Here is a 15,234-nt window from a genome sequence, read left to right on the forward strand (position 1 = left end):
CCAATACCCCATGACCAGCAGACCCTTTCACAAGAAGGGCCTGCACCACATACCCACAACAGGAAAGCAAAACGCGTACGCCAGGCTCGCGCGCCGGGTTCGTCTACCGGCAATGGCCGGCAGCCCGGCCGCCAGCCTCTGCCTCAACCCCCATCCGGCTGCGGCTCGTCGAGCACCACGCGGTCGCGCCCGCCGCGCTTGGCGCGGTACAGCGCGGCATCGGCACGGCAGATGGCCGCATCCAGCGCCTCCCCCTGACAGACGGCAACGCCAAAGCTCGCCGTTACCGTCATCCCCAGCGGCCACCCGGCCTGGTGCAGGGATTTGCGCAGCTTTTCCGCAACCAGCTCGGCGCCATCCAGGCTGATTTGCGGAAAGAACAGCACGAATTCCTCGCCGCCCCAGCGCACCAGATAATCGCTGCTGCGAATGCCGCTTTGCAGCGTTGCAGCGAACTGCTGCAAGACCCGGTCGCCGACATCATGCCCGTAGGTATCATTGATCTGCTTGAAATGGTCGATGTCGGCAAACACCACCCCCATTTGCGTGCAGCGGCCATGGCCGGCCAGCAACTCGTCGAGCAGGCCGGTACGGTTGCGCACGTCGGTCAGCGCGTCGTAATGCGCGGCATGATCCATGTCCAGCCTTTGCTGCTCCAGCCGGGTGGCCAGCCCCAGCAGGTCGTCGACGATTTCACGGCTGCTGCGCAGGTGGCGCCAGACAACACCGCCGATGACGGCAAGCCAGATCAACCCCAGCAGCAGCAGCAATTCACCGCGACTGAGCCATTTGCCGCGAAATTCGATGTAGTCGACCTCGACATCATGATGCCCCGGCTCCATCAGCGTGGACGAGCCGAACTGGATCAGCGGCACATTGTCGAGCTCCATGCTGGCGTGTTCGGGCGGAATCTTGTGCTGGGCGACCCACCAGCTGGCCACGGCAAAGGATTTGATCGGCAACTCCAGTTCGCCGCCATCGGCAGGCGGCACCAGAAACGCGCCCATCACCTTCCAGGTTTCGTTGCGGTCGGGACTGGCGTAGGCCGGGTTGAAATTGCGCAGGAAAACGCGCATCTGGTGCGAGCCCACACCGCGGTAACGTGCCTTGATCGCCAGACGATCAAACCCGGCCAGATCCAGCCCCTGCTCCGGCTTGCCGACAAAGACCGCCAGCTCGCAGAACGGCCACTGGTATTGCGGTGACAGCTCGCAGGTGAAACGCCACTTGTCCGGCATGGGAATGTGGCGCGCAACCGAGCCGCCACCAATCAGCCGGTCGTCGATGACCTCGATCCGGTGGCCAGCGGCCGGCGTGATCCGCAGCGTCCGGTTCATGCCGGCATGCTGCCACCACAGCAGCAAGGCACTGCCCAGCAGCAGGGCCGCCAGCGCAGAGGCAAACGACAGGGATGGCCATTTCATGCATTTATTCTCCAGTTCCTGCCCATTATCGGGCACCCGCCGCCTTTGCAGGAAAGAATGCGCGCATCAGGCCAGCGGGGGGTTTGCGCATTGTCTTGGCGCGCGCCTGTGGTTTAATGACAGCTTTCCTGCCTCTTCATCTTTCATTGCCGCACAAGGAATCCCGATGAGCAAAGCCATCATTCATACCGAGCACGCCCCCGCCGCCGTTGGCACCTATTCGCAGGCCATCCGGGTGGGCAACACCGTCTACCTGTCCGGCCAGATCGGCCTTGAACCCTACAGCGGCGTGCTGCTGGACGGCTTTGATGCGCAGGCGCATCGCGTGTTCCAGAACCTGCGCGCCGTGTGCCAGGCCGCTGGCGGCGACCTGTCTGACATCGTGAAGCTGGGCGTGTTCGTCGTCGACCTGGCAAATTTCGCGCGGCTGAACGAAATCATGGGTGAATATTTCCAGGCCCCCTTCCCGGCGCGCGCCGCCGTGCAGGCCGCCGCCCTGCCCAAGGGCGCGCTGGTCGAGGCCGACGCGGTCATGGTTCTGGCATAAAAGACAGGTATAACCCTGTAGCCCAATACCTCGTTATCGTATAGCCATATACCCAAGGAGCAACCATGAGCTTCGCCAATCCCGGAGATGAAGAGCTGCGCACGCTGCTGGACAACACCCGGCGCATCGCGGTGGTCGGCATTTCCGACAAGCCCAGCCGCGCCAGCCATGGCGTGGCGAAGCTGATGCAGCAATGGGGTTTCACCATCATCCCGGTCAACCCGATGCTGGACGAGGTGCTGGGCGAAAAGTGCTATCCCAATCTGCTCGCCATCCCCGAGCCGGTCGACCTGGTGAATGTGTTTCGTCGCCCGAGCGAAGTACCGGCGATCGTCGACGACGCACTCGCCATCGGCGCGCCAGCGCTGTGGCTGCAGCTCGACGTGATCGACGAAAGCGCCGCGCAGCGCGCGCAGGACGCCGGCATGACCGTGGTGATGGATCGCTGCCTGATGGTCGAATACGGACGGCTGAGCAGTGAGTGAGACCAGCCACCTGATACTGGGCGACTGCGCGGCGGACGTCTTGCGCAAGGCCCTGCCCGGCGCCGCGGTGCTGGTCGCGCGCGATGATCTGCCCGTCGGCCCGCTGGCCGATGTCGATGGTGACGGCACACAACGCGCGGCGTTCTGGGAAGCCGTGAACCCCTTTTTCCCCTACCGCTTCGCCGACAAGCTGGCCGAGGAGCGCGCGCTGCTGGCGAAGCTGCCCGACGAACTGACCGTCTGGGTCGGCCATTCCAGCGGCGAGGAGCTGCTGCTGCGCCGCGTCGCCTGGTGGCGCCAGGGGCGGCCATTCACGCTGGTGCGCGTGCCGCCCATCCCGACCTATCTTCCCGATGGCATGTTTGCGCTGGGCATGTGCGACTCGGAGCAGCTGCAGGCCGCCACCGGACTTGGCGAGAAAATCGGCAAGAAAACGGTCGCGGCGCTCGCCGCCGAGTGGGAAAGCCTGCGCGCCGGCGACGGCCTGCGCAGCTGGCGTGACGGCCGCTTCCAGCTGGCCGGCATCGACAGCCTCGACGATGAGCTGTGGCAATGCGTGACGCCGCGCTGGGAAGCCGCCGCGCTGGCGGTCGGCGAATGGATGGCGAATTCGGACGGTTTTTTTCGCAGCGACTGGCTGGGCAGCTGGCGCATGGCGCTGCTGGGCCGCGCCGGCCGCGTCGAATTCGCGGAAGCCGACCCGGATTTCTCGCTGGCCCGCTCGCGCGTGCGCCGCGCCGGCGGCTAGCCGCAAAGGCCCCCTCAATTAGCGCAGCTACTGGCTCAGCAGAAATCGCCGCTGTACCCGACCTTTGCCACCGATTAGAGTTGAGCAAGGCGCCTTACAACGAGCCGCATCGGTTCTTTATTTATTGTTGCTCTTGCGGCATCACAGAGGGCTCTGCATCTAAAGCCGAGCGAAGGCATTCCTCCACCTGGATGCCGGCCTAAGCCGGCATGACGGGCCCCTCTCCTTCTGGCGCCCCACTGAGAGAGGCACCGGACCAGGCCACTGCAAATGCGGTTTAGCACGACAGGCCCTGAAAGCCGCCGAGAAGCGCAGTTTTCCCCGCAGGGGGAGGACCAGGAGCGGGGCGTGTCTGAGGCCCGCAGGGCCGAGTTGCCCCGCTCCCCTGGAAAAACGAGCATCGCAGGGCACCCCGCGCAGCGGGGTGGCTGACCGGGCTCGCCTTTCTTTGCTTACTTTCTTTGGTGAAGCAAAGAAAGTAACCCGTTGGCGCGACGGAATCGCGCATCAAAACACCGCGCCGCAGGCGCCAAACAAACAACAGCTAAACTACCGGCCTGCACACCCGACGGCATGCAGACCAAGGACCGCCACCATGCCACTCCACTTCAGCAAAATGCACGGCCTCGGCAATGACTTCATGGTCATCGACGGCGTGCGCCAGCAAATCACCCTCAGCCCCGAACTCATCCAGCAATGGGGCGACCGCCACTTCGGCATCGGCTTCGACCAGCTGCTGCTGGTCGAAAAGAGCGAGCAGCCCGGCGTCGATTTCCGCTACCGCATCTTCAACTGCGATGGCGACGAGGTCGAGCAGTGCGGCAACGGTGCGCGCTGCTTCGCGCGCTTCGTCCACGACCAGGGCCTGACCGACAAGACCGAAATCACCGTCGAAACCGCCAAGGGCATCATCTACCCGAAGCTGGAAAAGGACGGCAATGTGACGGTGAACATGGGCGTGCCGCGCTTTGCGCCGGCCGAGATTCCGTTCGAAGCGCCGAACGAAGCGCTGATCGACCCGCTGATCGTCGGTGAGCGGGTCATCGATATTTCCGTCGTCTCGATGGGCAACCCGCATGCGGTGCAGGTCGTCGACTCCGTCGTCACCGCTCCGGTGGCCGAACAAGGCCCGCTGATCGAAAACCATCCGCGCTTCCCGGCGCGCGTGAACGCCGGCTTCATGGAAATCGTCAGCCGCACGGAAATCCGCCTGCGCGTGTTCGAGCGTGGCGCCGGCGAAACGCTGGCCTGCGGCACCGGCGCCTGCGCGGCGGTCGTCGCCGGCATCCGCCGTGGACTTTTGAATGAGAGCGTACTGGTGCACACACGCGGCGGCGACCTTACCATCGCCTGGGCCGGCGCCGGCCAGCCCGTCTTCATGAGCGGCCCGGCCGTCACCGTGTTCAGCGGCGAGCTGGCGATATAAAGTCCTTTCACCACAGAGACACAGAGGCACAGAGGCACAGAGAAAGGCGGCATGCCTTGGCAAAAACCCGACATGGCACACTCGTTCCATCGGTTTTCCTCTGTGTCTCTGTGTCTCTGTGGTTCAATTTGTTTTTCTCTTCCCTGGGCTGAAACTGCAATGCAAGAACAGGACATGCTCGACTGGCTGCGCCAGCACCCCGAATTTTTCGATCATTTCGCGCACGAGATCGCTGACATCTACGTCGCGCACAGCCACGGCGGGCAGGCGGTGTCGCTCACCGAGCGCCAGCTGCAGACGCTGCGCGACCGCAACCGCGCGCTGGAAGCCAAGCTCGCCGAGCTGCTGCATTTCGGCGAGGAAAACGACCAGATTTCCGACAAGCTCCATCGTCTGGCCGTCGACCTGATGCAGGCGCAGGACCTGCCCGGCATCATCGGCACGCTGGAATTCCATCTGCAGCAACGCTTCAATGTCCCCCACGTCGCGCTGCGCCTGTGGCTGCCCGGTGTTGAAAGCAATCTGCGCGAATTCGAGCCGGTGGGCGAAGCCGTCGGCAAGCTCGCACAAAACCTGGTTTCGCCCTATTGCGGCCCCTACGCCACCGACGAGGTGCGCGGCTGGTTCGCCAGCGATACCGAGCTGAAATCCTTTGCCCAGTTTGCACTGAAGACCGGTGGAGAGCCCTTCGGCATTCTGGTTATGGCCAGCACCGACCCGCAGCGCTTCTTCCCCGACATGGGAACGCTGTATCTGCAGCGCCTGTCCGAGCTGGTTTCCGCCGCCATCCGCCGCGTCAGCCCCGGCCAGCCGGCGGCCGAAGTGGCGCCGGAGGCACGCCATGACGACGTCCCCATCCTGGATGAGGAAGCTCCGGCGGATGTCTGAAACCCGCCTGGCAGCCACGCCGGCACTGGGGCAGCACCTCACCCCGCCGTCTGAACCAGCCGTAGCGGAAGACCCGGCCAGCGCGTTCGCACACTTCTTCCGCCATCTGCAGGGCGAACGCATGGCCAGCGCGCACACGCTGGCCGCCTACCGGCGTGACCTGGGGTATCTGGCCGAACTGGCCAGAGAACAAGGGCTGGCGACACTTACCCCACAGGATATTCGCGGCATGGTGCGCCAGCTGGCCGCGAGAAAGCTGTCGGGGCGCTCGATTGCGCGCATCCTGTCGGCCTGGCGCGCGTTTTACCGCCTGATGAGCCGCGACTTTCAGTGGCCGCTCAACCCGGTGGACGGTGTGCGCCCGCCCAAATCGCCCAAGCGCCTGCCGGAAACGCTGGTCACCGATGCGGCCAGCGGCTTTCTCGACGCGCTGCCCGACGACGAGCCGCTCGCCTGTCGCGACAAGGCGATCTGCGAGCTGGCCTACTCCTCGGGGCTGCGCGTGTCGGAGCTGGCCGGGCTCAGGCTCGCCGACCTGGATCTGGTCCAGGGCGAGGCGCGCGTGCTGGGCAAGGGCAGCAAAACGCGACTGGTTCCCGTCGGCCGCGCCGCCATCGAGGCGCTGCGCCGCTGGCTGCTGCTGCGTCCGCAGCTGGCGATGAGCAATGCCGCCACCGTGTTCGTCAGCCAGAACGGCACGCCGCTGACCACCCGCGCCATCCAGCTGCGCCTGCAGCACTGGCAAAAAGTACTGGGCCTGCCCGACCCGCTTTACCCGCACAAGCTGCGCCACAGCTGCGCCAGCCATCTGCTGCAATCCTCCGGCGACCTGCGCGCGGTGCAGGAGCTGCTCGGCCACGCCAGCATCGCCACCACGCAGGTCTATACGCACCTGGATTTCCAGCACCTGGCCAAGGTCTACGACGCCGCGCACCCGCGCGCGAAAAAGCCGGATGAGGACGAAACGCCACAGGTGAAATAAGCGACTTCAGCGCGTATCCGGCAAGCGCCGACACCCGCGCATCCTCGCGGTCAGGGGACAAACTCATCAAGCAGCTTGCATTGCAGACCCTGCTTCTCGATCAGCTGCTTCCCTGTCCATTGCCACGCTTTTTCCGGCTTGAACGGCTTACCATTGACGACGGGCTTGGCGCCCTTCAGGTAGTAGCCATACACCTCCTGCAGCGCCTGTTTGCCCGAATCGCTACACAGCTGCTTGAAATCGCCGGCATTGACGGCCTCAAACGCGGAATGCCTTTTCGGATCGAATCCCGCCAGCGGCACGATGGCCGCAATGGCCTGCCCTGCATTGCCATGGATCACGGGTTGCCGGATCGCCAGGAAGTAGCTCACGCCGTCATCCAGCAGCTCGCTTCTTTGCAGGTCATACGGGATACCCTTTTGCTTGTTCAGGTTAAGGCCGCGCGCCTTGTACCAGGCTGCGGCATTCTGGCCGGGCGGCGTCTGGCCAACCAGACTGGCCATGTTCGCCGAAGCGGCCTGTACCGGGCTGGCCGGCGCCACGCTGGCGGCGCCCACTCGGGCGACATACTTCCTGCTGCCCTCATCCCATGCCCAGGTCGCCACGCGCGGCGACTTCAATTTGACGACCTTGCCGCTGGCGGCTTCACTGCCGGTCGTGGTGGTCTGGAACTGGCTCATGCCACCGGCCACGGGAACGACGGCCAGTTGCACCTTGCTGGAATAAGTCTGAGCCTTGCCAAGGCCGACGCCCTCGTTGTCCGCATCCCCGGCGATATTTGCCAGCTGCACGATCTGGCCGTTGTCGACCCCAGCCAGCAACCAGGTCTGCTGCGTGTAGCCTTGCCCGCTACTGCCGTTCTGAATGATCCAGCCCAGTTTGCCCCGGCCCAGATCCAGCCACTGGAAGCTGTCCTTGCCCGGCAGGTTGCCGTATTGCCCCCACCACAGATCAGGAACCCAGCGCTGGCGAATTTCCCAGCCCTTGCCGGTGTTCACAAAGCGTGCGAACAGCAGATTTGCGGCCGACGCACGGCTATCCCCATTGGCGCCGGCGGCGATGGTGTACATTGCCAGCGTGCCGTCGGCCTCGGTCACCATCCGGGAATCGACCCACTCCACCATGGCCACTTCGCCACCATGCAGTTTGGCCCTGGCCTGCCCCTTGGCATTGGCCTGGCCAAACCACGCATTCATGATGGCCTGCACGGGTAATTGCGCAGGCGCAGGCTGAATCAGCAGACGCCCCGTCGGCGTGGCAGAGGGCGCCTGTTTCGAGCTGTTGCCTGAGCCGGATGGTGTGGTGCCGGAGCCTTTGTCCGGGTTTGACACACAGCCTGTCGCAACAAGCATGGCCAGCAGGATGGCACTCAAGGGGATGGGACGCATTGGGTTTCCTGTCATTGGTAAATGCACTGAAAGAGGCGGAAGCTACCAGAATGTCTGGGCATTGGCTGTCAATTCGTTCACAACACACGGGCCAGATGCTTACGCAGCAATGAAGTTCGGCATGGGCCGACCATGCGGCTAATGGTGCCGAATGCAAATACCGCACCTGCCCAGCGCACAGCAATGCAAAAGCAGGTATCAAGCCATAGCCTTTGTATTTGAAAGGCAAAAACCATTTACATTGACGGGTATATTCACCAGCCGCCGAACAGCGCCTGCAGCTCACGCCGATAATCGGCCACTGCGGCATCGCCTTCGCGCGGCGCCCAGCAGCCCCACTCGTCTCCGGCTGGCGGCACGTACGGACCGGCCTTGCACTCCAGAAAGATGGTGCCTCTGGCAAGCGCCAGCACCGCATGGAATTGCCCGGCCGGAATATCGATGGCCATCAGCGGGCCACCGGGGGCAAGGCGATGCACGGCGCTGATTGCACCCTGCTCGTCGAAGAGCACGACGCCCAGCTCGCCGGCCAGCGCCAGCAGCAATTCAGCCTTCTGCGGATCGCGATGGCGGTGCGGCGCCACATAGCAGCCCGGTTCAATCGCGATCAGTAGCCGATGGCAGAGGTCGTCGAGGCTGGCGTGCAGATTGTGATGCGTGCGCCCGCGCGGCGATTCGCCAGCCCGGACGTTCAAAGCGGCGAGCAAGTCGCGATCAACGAGGCTCACAGAATGATGCCGCCACCCAGACAGACATCGCCGTCGTAGAGCACCATCGACTGCCCCGGCGTCACCGCCCATTGCGGATCAGTGAACTTCAGCTCGCAGCGGCCGTCGCCCAGATCGACCAGCTCGCAGGCGGCGTCCTGCTGGCGGTAGCGGGTTTTCGCGGTGTAGCGGCCGGGGGCCGGCGCTTCACCGAGAATCCACGAGCAATCCTGTGCGACCAGCGTCGATTTCAGCAGCAGCGGGTGGTCGTGGCCCTGGACGACGATCAGCTCGTTTGCCGCCATGTCCTTGGCCGCCACGAACCACGGCTCGCCGCTGCCCGATTTGTCGCCACCGATGCCCAGCCCCTGGCGCTGGCCCAGCGTGTAGAACATCAGCCCCATATGCTCGCCCATCACGCGCCCTTCCGGCGTGACCATGCGGCCGGGCTTGGTCGGCAGGTAGCGGTTCAGGAATTCGCGGAACGGCCGCTCGCCGATGAAGCAGATGCCGGTGCTGTCCTTCTTTTTCGCGTTGGGCAGCTGGATCTGCTCGGCGATCGCGCGCACTTCACTTTTCAGCAAGCCCCCGAGCGGGAACACCGCCTGGCTGACCTGGGCCTGCGACAGGCGATAGAGGAAGTAAGTCTGATCCTTGCTCTGATCGCGGGCTCTGATCAGCTCGGTGCGCCCGTCGGCGCGCACACGGTTGCCGCAATAGTGGCCGGTTGCCATCTTCGCGCCGCCCAGCGCAATCGCGTAGTCCAGAAAGCATTTGAACTTGATTTCGCTATTGCACAGGATGTCCGGGTTCGGCGTGCGCCCGGCCTGGTACTCGGCCAGGAAATAGGCAAACACACGATCCTTGTATTCGCTGGCAAAGTTGACCAGCTCGATGTCGATGCCCAGCAGATCGGCCACCGCGATGGCGTCCATGCTGTCTTCCTTGATCGAGCAATACTCGTCGTTGTTGTCGTCTTCCCAGTTCTGCATGAAGACGCCATGCACCTCGTGCCCCTGTGCTTTCAACAGGTGCGCGGTGACCGAGGAATCGACCCCGCCCGAGAGCCCCACCACGATCTTGCTCATGCCAGTGCCCCTTCGTTGCGGGCGTCGAAATCGCGCAGCAGCTCCAGCGGGTAGCGCTTGCCGGCCAGATAGTCATCGACGCAGGCGAGAATCAGCGGGCTGCGGTGCTGCGCGCTGCGCGCAATCAGTTCATCACGCGTGAGCCACACGGCGGCTTCGATGCCGTCGTCAAGCTGGCGCTCGGGATAATGCACTCCCAGCTCGCCGGTAAACGCGTAGCGCAGATAGGTGAGATCGGTGCCGGGAACGGTCCACTGGTAGATGCCGACCAGCGCCGTCGGCTTGAAGGTGTAGGCAGTTTCTTCCAGCGTTTCGCGCACGCAGGCCGCCACAATCGATTCGTTTTTCTCGACGTGGCCAGCAGGCTGGTTGAGCTTGAGTTCGCCCTGGATGCGCTCTTCGACAAACAGGAACTTGCCGTCACGCTCAACGACGGTGGCGACGGTGGTATTGGGTTTCCACATGGGATCAGGCTTGGCTGGGCAAAAGGCGATTTTACCAGCTGGCGGCACTTGCGCCGCGGCAGCTCGTCAGCGCAGGGCACGCGACGGGCCGCCAGACAAGCAATGGCCAAATACCCAGCAAAGGATAGCCACACAGCCCATTCATTTAAATGGCTTCAGACACATACCCGACAAAAACTCAATGGCCTTGGAACATGAACTTCTCCGCCGGCCCACGCTTCCGCGCTCCTAAACAACAAAACCAGTGAACCACAGAGACACAGAGAGCACAGAGGAAGCAAAACCCTGAGTAATGCCTATGACGTGCTCGCGCTTTTCTCTGTGTTCTCTGTGTCTCTGTGGTTGATTTGGATTTTGCCGAGAGGTATTGCCAAGCAGCTCAGGTCTTGAAACGCGCCACCAGCTCGCGCAGGCTGGCCGAGAGATGTTCCAGCTGGCCGACGGCCTGCATGATGTCGGCCATGGCCTGGTCATTGCTGCTGGCCATGCTGCTGATGCGCTCGATGTTCTGCGCAATATCGGTGCTTGCCGCCGCCTGCTCGCGGGTCGAGCCGGCAATCGACTGCACATTGTCCACCAGCGCGCCGGTCGCGCCGCAAACCGCCCCGATGGCGGCGCTGGCCTGCTGGGACAGCTCGACACAGCTGCCGATATAGCCGCGCGTGGCGCTCATTTCCCGCCCCGCCGTGCCGACCTCCTGCTGGATGCCGTTGACGATCTGGCCAATTTCGACGGTGGCTTCGGCTGTGCGCGCGGCCAGCTTGCGCACCTCGTCGGCCACAACGGCAAAGCCGCGGCCCTGTTCGCCGGCGCGCGCGGCCTCGATGGCGGCATTCAGCGCCAGCAGATTGGTCTGGTCGGCGATGTCCTTGATCACGCTGACGATCCGGTCAACATTGCCCAGCTCCTGATTGAGCCCCTGCATGGTGTGCGACAGCGCATCAATGCTGCGATTGACCTCGGCAATCTCGCCAGCCACCCGCCCGACCAGCTGCTGGCCAGCCTCGATGCCGCTGCTGGCGGTGTGCGCCAGCTGATTGACATCTTCGGTGGTGGTGGCGATGTGCTGGATGCTCACCGTGACCTCCTCGACACTGGCAGCGGTGGCGCTGGAGGCTTCCGCCTGCTGGCGCGAGGCACGCCCCACCGATTGCGCGCTGCCGGTCAGCCCGGCGGCGGCGCTACCCACCGCCTCGCTCTGCTCGCGCACCTGCACGAACATCGCACGCAAACGCTCCATGAACTGGTTGAAGGCCTGACTGCTGCGGCCGATTTCATCGCCGGAATGCACGTCCAGCCGCCGGGTCAGGTCCCCGGTGCCTTCCGCGAGCGTGGCCATGGCGCGCGCCAGTCGCGCCAGCGGCCGGGTGAGCACGGTGAGCAGGCCGGCGATCAGGGCCAGCATCAGCAAACCCGCCACCACGCCAATCACGATCGCGCGATTGCGGGCAGCCACGGCGTCGGCCATGATCGTCGCCTTGGGCACCAGCACGCCCAGCGCCCAGTTCTGCCCGCTTTGCCCCATGCGTACCGGTTGCCAGTGCTGGATCAGCCCGTCGCGCTCGAAACGCACGATCTCCCCCTTGGCCAGTTGCGCGAGAAAACCGGCGGGATAGGCGGCCTCGGCCACCGGTTTGCCCAGCTGCGCGGCATCCTGCGCCACCACATGCAGGCCACCGGCCGAAATCAGCTGCAACTGCCCGGTGCCCAGCGGTTGCTGGCGGGACAGGGTCTCCTGCAGCTTGCCCAGCGGCAGGTCGACTGCCGCGACACCGGCAAATTTGCCGCCGGCATCGCGCAGGACAACCGCCAGCGAGGACATCAGCACCTGCTTGCCCTGCACCTCGTAGGCATAGGGCTCGGTGACGGTATCGCGGCCACGCTGCTTGGGGGTGTAGTAGAAATCGCCCCAGCCCGGCTTTTCATATTCCGGCTGGTAGCCCGCGGGATTGCCGCGATAGGGCTCGGCGAGCTTCTGCTGCGCGGCCCCCAGCATCACATCCTGCGCGATCTTGTCGCCCACGCGGGTAATGTAGGGCATGTAGCGTCCGCTGGGGTCATGCAGCGGCCAGTCGCTGGCGTACTGCGCATCCTTGCCGTCGAGCGCATCGGGCTCCATCAGCATCCACAGGCCGGATGCCTGAGGGTAATCGGCGAGCAGGCGCATCAGCAGCCTGTCCAGCGCCTTGCGCTCGGGCATGGCCCCGGCGCGCAGGCCGTCGACCGTGGCGGCCAGCTGTTGCGGCAGCGCGTAGGCCAGATCGAACTGCGCCTCGATCTGCCGGCCCTGGCTGGCGGCCTCCAGCTCCAGGCGCGCCAGGCCGTTCTTCTCGGCGTCGCGGTAAATCCCGCTGCTGATGACGGTGATCATGATGCCAAAGCCCGCCACGATGGCGAACGCTGCCGCGCTGACGACCTTGGTGCGCAATTGCATGTTTTGCCAGACTGACCGCATGAAGGCTCTCCGTCGCCGATGCCGGACGGCATCCCTCTCCGCTATATGGCTGGCGCAGCCCGCAAGAGCAAGGAACACGGCGTCAGCGCGCCGATCAGCTGTAAGAAATGCCCAGAAAAATGCCCCAGGCCCGCCAAAGCGGGCCTGGGGCATTGGGGCCGGTCATGCGCCGGGCACGGGCCCGGCTGGCCGCATTACTGCTGCGGCGCCGGTTCGGCGACGAAAATCTCCACCCGGCGGTTCTGCGCCCGCCCGGCCACCGTGGCGTTGTCGGCCACCGGCTCGCGCGCGCCGCGCCCATCAATGGCCATGCGGCTGAAAGCCACCCCCCGGTTGCTGAGGTAATCGCGCACGGCCGCCGCACGATTGACCGACAGCGGGTTGTTGATGGCATCGCTGCCGGTGCTGTCGGTATGGCCGACGATGGTCACCCGCGTCACCGGATTCTGGTTCAGCGTCTGGGCAAAGCGGTCGAGAATCGGCCGCATGTTCGGCTTGATCGCGTATTTGCCGGTGTCAAAGGAAAAGTCGCTGGGCACCTCGAGCTTGAGCTCGTTGTTGGGCGTCTTGCTGACTTCAATGCCGGTACCTTCGGTGGCGGCTTCCATTTCCTGACGCTGCTTTTCCATGTGCGAAGACCAGATATAGCCGCCGATGGCGCCAACGGCGGCGCCGATGGCCGCATCCCGGCCGACATGGTCGCTGCCGGTGGTCTTGCCGATGATGGCGCCAGCCGCCGCACCACCGAGGGCGCCCAGCAGTGTGCCCTGACCGGTTTGCGTCATCTGGCCATTGGCGCAACCGGTCATGACCAGAACCAGGGCGAGAGGCAAAAGGGCTTGTTTCATGGCGAGCATCCTTGTGTAAGCGCAATGTGAAGCAATTTTAGGCGCATTCGTGTTACCGGCGCTGTAGGCAAATTCACACCAGCCTGTCCAGCCCCGATCCGGTACTGCCCTCATCCTGGCAGATGCCGGCTTAACGGCAGGTTAACGGCGCCCCACACTCAGGCCAGCACGCCCCCGCGGTAATCCTGAATGGCCTGATGCAGCTCGGCCTCGGTATTCATCACGAAGGGCCCGTATTGTGCAATCGGCTCGCCCAGCGGCTGCCCGGCCAGCAACAACAGCCGCGCGCCCTCCGCTCCGGCAAGCAGCGAGACGCCATCGGCGTGCGCCGCATTGTCCAGCACTGCCATCTGTCTCGACGGCACCGGCGTCCCGGCAATCTGCACCTCGCCCCGGTAGACATACACAAAGGCATTGTGGGCGACGGGCAAGGCCTGTGCGAAGGTCATCCCGGCATCCAGCCAGACATCCAGATACAGCGGCTCGGTATCCGGGCGCGTGATGGCGCCGGTGATGCCCTGGCTTGCACCAGCCAGCACGCGCACGCGTCCGCCGCCGGGCAGCGCATAGTCGGGAATCGCCGCTGCCGGAATGTCGCGATACCAGGCCGGCTGCATCTTGCTGCGGGCCGGCAGGTTCAGCCAGAGCTGGAACCCCTCCATCAGGCCATCCTCCTGCTCGGGCATTTCGCTGTGGATGACGCCGCGCCCGGCGCACATCCATTGCATGCCGCCCGGTTCCAGCAGACCTTCATTGCCGGCCGAATCGCGGTGGCGCATGCGCCCGGCCAGCATATAGGTCACCGTTTCGAAACCGCGATGCGGGTGCGGCGGGAAGCCGGCGATGTAGTCGTCGGGGTTCTCGTTGGCAAAGGCATCGAGCATCAGGAAGGGGTCAAGCCGGCGCTGCAGTTCGCTCGCCAGCACGCGGGTGAGCTTCACGCCCGCGCCATCGGCAGTGGCTCGCCCGGCGACGAGGCGCTCGATGCGGCGGGATGCGTGGACAGTACTTGTCATGATTTTCTCCTGAACGCTGATCGGCGGCCTGATCCACCCTGACTTCACCAGGGTATCAACCTGTACCACATACTGCAAAAGGGCAGCAGGAATATACCCGCCACCCTTCATAATCAATCCGCACTACCTGGCACACCGTTTTGCCGTGTGCCTTTCGTGCAATCAGGCCAGTACTGCGTCGATGTCGCTGCGCGCCCTGGCCAGTGAATCCGGTGCATCCGGCATGGCCATGCCTTCGGCGTAGATGAATTCGACGTCGTGCATGCCCAGAAAACCCAGCACGGTCTTCAGAAACGGCACTTGCGTGTCGCTGGCGCTGTCGCGATGCACGCCACCGCGGGTCAGGGCGACATAGACCTTCTTGCCGGTCAGCAGGCCTTCCGGGCCGTTTTCGGTATAGCGGAAAGTGACGCGGGCGCGGCAGATGGCGTCGATCCAGTTCTTCAAAAGACCGGTCACGCTGAAGTTGTACATCGGCACACCCAGTACCAGTACGTCGGCGGCCTGCACTTCGGCGATCAGCGCATCATCCAGCGCCACACGGGCAGCCTGTTCCGGGCTGCGAGCGTCTTCGGGCGTCATCAGCGCGGTCAGCGCGGCTTCGTCGAGCACCGGGTGCGGATTGCGCGCCAGGTCGCGCACGCTCACCGCAGCGTCGGGCTGGCGAGCCAGGAGGCTGGCGACGATGGCATTGGCCAGCTCGGTGGATTGGGAACCGCTGCTGCGGGCGCTGCTGTTGATTTGCAGGATGTTCATGGTGTCTCTCCG

15 protein-coding genes are annotated in these 15,234 nt (G+C 64.4%); 6 read left to right on the forward strand and 9 right to left on the reverse strand.

Annotated features, from left to right (window positions below):
- Positions 1 to 143 precede the first annotated feature (143 nt).
- Positions 144 to 1,424, reverse strand: a complete 1,281-nt coding sequence (locus C515_RS0102670; protein WP_028454265.1) for a GGDEF domain-containing protein — start codon at positions 1,422 to 1,424, stop codon at positions 144 to 146.
- A 166-nt stretch (positions 1,425 to 1,590) separates the two neighbouring features.
- Here C515_RS0102670 and C515_RS0102675 point away from each other — a divergent pair, with 166 nt between their 5' ends.
- The 6 genes from C515_RS0102675 (at position 1,591) to C515_RS0102700 (ending at position 6,500) form a co-directional block, all read left to right on the forward strand.
- Entirely contained in the window at positions 1,591 to 1,971 is a 381-nt protein-coding gene (locus tag C515_RS0102675) for a Rid family detoxifying hydrolase (RefSeq protein ID WP_028454266.1), read from the forward strand.
- 65 nt (positions 1,972 to 2,036) lie between these two features.
- A complete protein-coding gene (locus tag C515_RS0102680) occupies positions 2,037 to 2,456 on the forward strand; it encodes a CoA-binding protein (protein ID WP_028454267.1) in 420 nt (139 codons plus the stop codon).
- Positions 2,449 to 3,204, forward strand: coding sequence for a DUF3658 domain-containing protein (locus tag C515_RS22235; RefSeq protein WP_028454268.1), 756 nt, complete (start codon positions 2,449 to 2,451; stop codon positions 3,202 to 3,204). Before C515_RS0102680 ends, C515_RS22235 begins: the two co-directional genes overlap by 8 nt.
- Before the next feature lie 595 nt (positions 3,205 to 3,799).
- Positions 3,800 to 4,630, forward strand: coding sequence for a diaminopimelate epimerase (gene dapF, locus C515_RS0102690; protein WP_028454269.1), 831 nt, complete (start codon positions 3,800 to 3,802; stop codon positions 4,628 to 4,630).
- 159 nt (positions 4,631 to 4,789) lie between these two features.
- Positions 4,790 to 5,518 carry a DUF484 family protein gene (locus tag C515_RS19245; RefSeq protein WP_081686708.1) on the forward strand — a complete coding sequence of 243 codons (729 nt, stop codon included), beginning with the start codon at positions 4,790 to 4,792 and terminating at the stop codon, positions 5,516 to 5,518.
- Positions 5,511 to 6,500: a tyrosine recombinase XerC gene (locus C515_RS0102700; protein ID WP_081686709.1), complete on the forward strand. Its 990-nt coding sequence runs from the start codon at positions 5,511 to 5,513 to the stop codon at positions 6,498 to 6,500. The genes C515_RS19245 and C515_RS0102700 overlap by 8 nt, the downstream gene beginning before the upstream one ends.
- 50 nt (positions 6,501 to 6,550) lie before the next feature.
- Here C515_RS0102700 and C515_RS0102705 read toward each other — a convergent pair whose 3' ends face one another.
- The 8 genes from C515_RS0102705 to C515_RS0102740 all read right to left on the reverse strand — a co-directional run bounded on the left by C515_RS0102705 (position 6,551) and on the right by C515_RS0102740 (position 15,222).
- On the reverse strand, positions 6,551 to 7,888 hold the full coding sequence (locus tag C515_RS0102705) for a hypothetical protein (RefSeq protein ID WP_043647822.1): 1,338 nt from the start codon (positions 7,886 to 7,888) through the stop codon (positions 6,551 to 6,553).
- Positions 7,889 to 8,142: 254 nt separating this feature from the next.
- On the reverse strand, positions 8,143 to 8,616 hold the full coding sequence (locus C515_RS0102710; protein WP_028454272.1) for a WbuC family cupin fold metalloprotein: 474 nt from the start codon (positions 8,614 to 8,616) through the stop codon (positions 8,143 to 8,145).
- Entirely contained in the window at positions 8,613 to 9,683 is a 1,071-nt protein-coding gene (mnmA, locus tag C515_RS0102715) for a tRNA 2-thiouridine(34) synthase MnmA (RefSeq protein WP_028454273.1), read from the reverse strand. Before mnmA ends, C515_RS0102710 begins: the two co-directional genes overlap by 4 nt.
- The gene (locus C515_RS0102720; protein WP_028454274.1) at positions 9,680 to 10,147 is read right to left on the reverse strand and encodes an NUDIX hydrolase; all 468 of its coding nucleotides are present in this window, start codon (positions 10,145 to 10,147) and stop codon (positions 9,680 to 9,682) included. The genes mnmA and C515_RS0102720 overlap by 4 nt, the downstream gene beginning before the upstream one ends.
- Before the next feature lie 379 nt (positions 10,148 to 10,526).
- On the reverse strand, positions 10,527 to 12,602 hold the full coding sequence (locus C515_RS0102725) for a methyl-accepting chemotaxis protein (protein WP_028454275.1): 2,076 nt from the start codon (positions 12,600 to 12,602) through the stop codon (positions 10,527 to 10,529).
- Positions 12,603 to 12,796: 194 nt separating this feature from the next.
- Complete coding sequence (locus C515_RS0102730) at positions 12,797 to 13,450, reverse strand: YiaD family glycine zipper/OmpA-like lipoprotein (RefSeq protein WP_028454276.1); 654 nt, start codon at positions 13,448 to 13,450, stop codon at positions 12,797 to 12,799.
- Positions 13,451 to 13,608: 158 nt separating this feature from the next.
- Positions 13,609 to 14,466 carry a pirin family protein gene (locus tag C515_RS0102735; RefSeq protein ID WP_051304560.1) on the reverse strand — a complete coding sequence of 286 codons (858 nt, stop codon included), beginning with the start codon at positions 14,464 to 14,466 and terminating at the stop codon, positions 13,609 to 13,611.
- Between the two features lie 162 nt (positions 14,467 to 14,628).
- Entirely contained in the window at positions 14,629 to 15,222 is a 594-nt protein-coding gene (locus tag C515_RS0102740; RefSeq protein WP_028454278.1) for an FMN-dependent NADH-azoreductase, read from the reverse strand.
- Between the last annotated feature and the right edge of the window lie 12 nt (positions 15,223 to 15,234).

Origin of the sequence: Chitinilyticum litopenaei DSM 21440, assembly GCF_000428145.1 — a bacterium.
GTDB lineage: Bacteria > Pseudomonadota > Gammaproteobacteria > Burkholderiales > Chitinibacteraceae > Chitinilyticum > Chitinilyticum litopenaei.

What these genes read in the sequence shown, in the direction of transcription:
- C515_RS0102670 (WP_028454265.1), bottom strand. Translation starts at nt 1,424, where the DNA reads ATGAAATGGCCATCCCTGTCGTTTGCCTCTGCGCTGGCGGCCCTGCTG.
- C515_RS0102675 (WP_028454266.1), top strand. Translation starts at nt 1,591, where the DNA reads ATGAGCAAAGCCATCATTCATACCGAGCACGCCCCCGCCGCCGTTGGC.
- C515_RS0102680 (WP_028454267.1), top strand. Translation starts at nt 2,037, where the DNA reads ATGAGCTTCGCCAATCCCGGAGATGAAGAGCTGCGCACGCTGCTGGAC.
- dapF (WP_028454269.1), top strand. Translation starts at nt 3,800, where the DNA reads ATGCCACTCCACTTCAGCAAAATGCACGGCCTCGGCAATGACTTCATG.
- C515_RS19245 (WP_081686708.1), top strand. Translation starts at nt 4,790, where the DNA reads ATGCAAGAACAGGACATGCTCGACTGGCTGCGCCAGCACCCCGAATTT.
- C515_RS0102700 (WP_081686709.1), top strand. Translation starts at nt 5,511, where the DNA reads ATGTCTGAAACCCGCCTGGCAGCCACGCCGGCACTGGGGCAGCACCTC.
- C515_RS0102705 (WP_043647822.1), bottom strand. Translation starts at nt 7,888, where the DNA reads ATGCGTCCCATCCCCTTGAGTGCCATCCTGCTGGCCATGCTTGTTGCG.
- mnmA (WP_028454273.1), bottom strand. Translation starts at nt 9,683, where the DNA reads ATGAGCAAGATCGTGGTGGGGCTCTCGGGCGGGGTCGATTCCTCGGTC.
- C515_RS0102720 (WP_028454274.1), bottom strand. Translation starts at nt 10,147, where the DNA reads ATGTGGAAACCCAATACCACCGTCGCCACCGTCGTTGAGCGTGACGGC.
- C515_RS0102725 (WP_028454275.1), bottom strand. Translation starts at nt 12,602, where the DNA reads ATGCGGTCAGTCTGGCAAAACATGCAATTGCGCACCAAGGTCGTCAGC.
- C515_RS0102730 (WP_028454276.1), bottom strand. Translation starts at nt 13,450, where the DNA reads ATGAAACAAGCCCTTTTGCCTCTCGCCCTGGTTCTGGTCATGACCGGT.
- C515_RS0102735 (WP_051304560.1), bottom strand. Translation starts at nt 14,466, where the DNA reads ATGACAAGTACTGTCCACGCATCCCGCCGCATCGAGCGCCTCGTCGCC.
- C515_RS0102740 (WP_028454278.1), bottom strand. Translation starts at nt 15,222, where the DNA reads ATGAACATCCTGCAAATCAACAGCAGCGCCCGCAGCAGCGGTTCCCAA.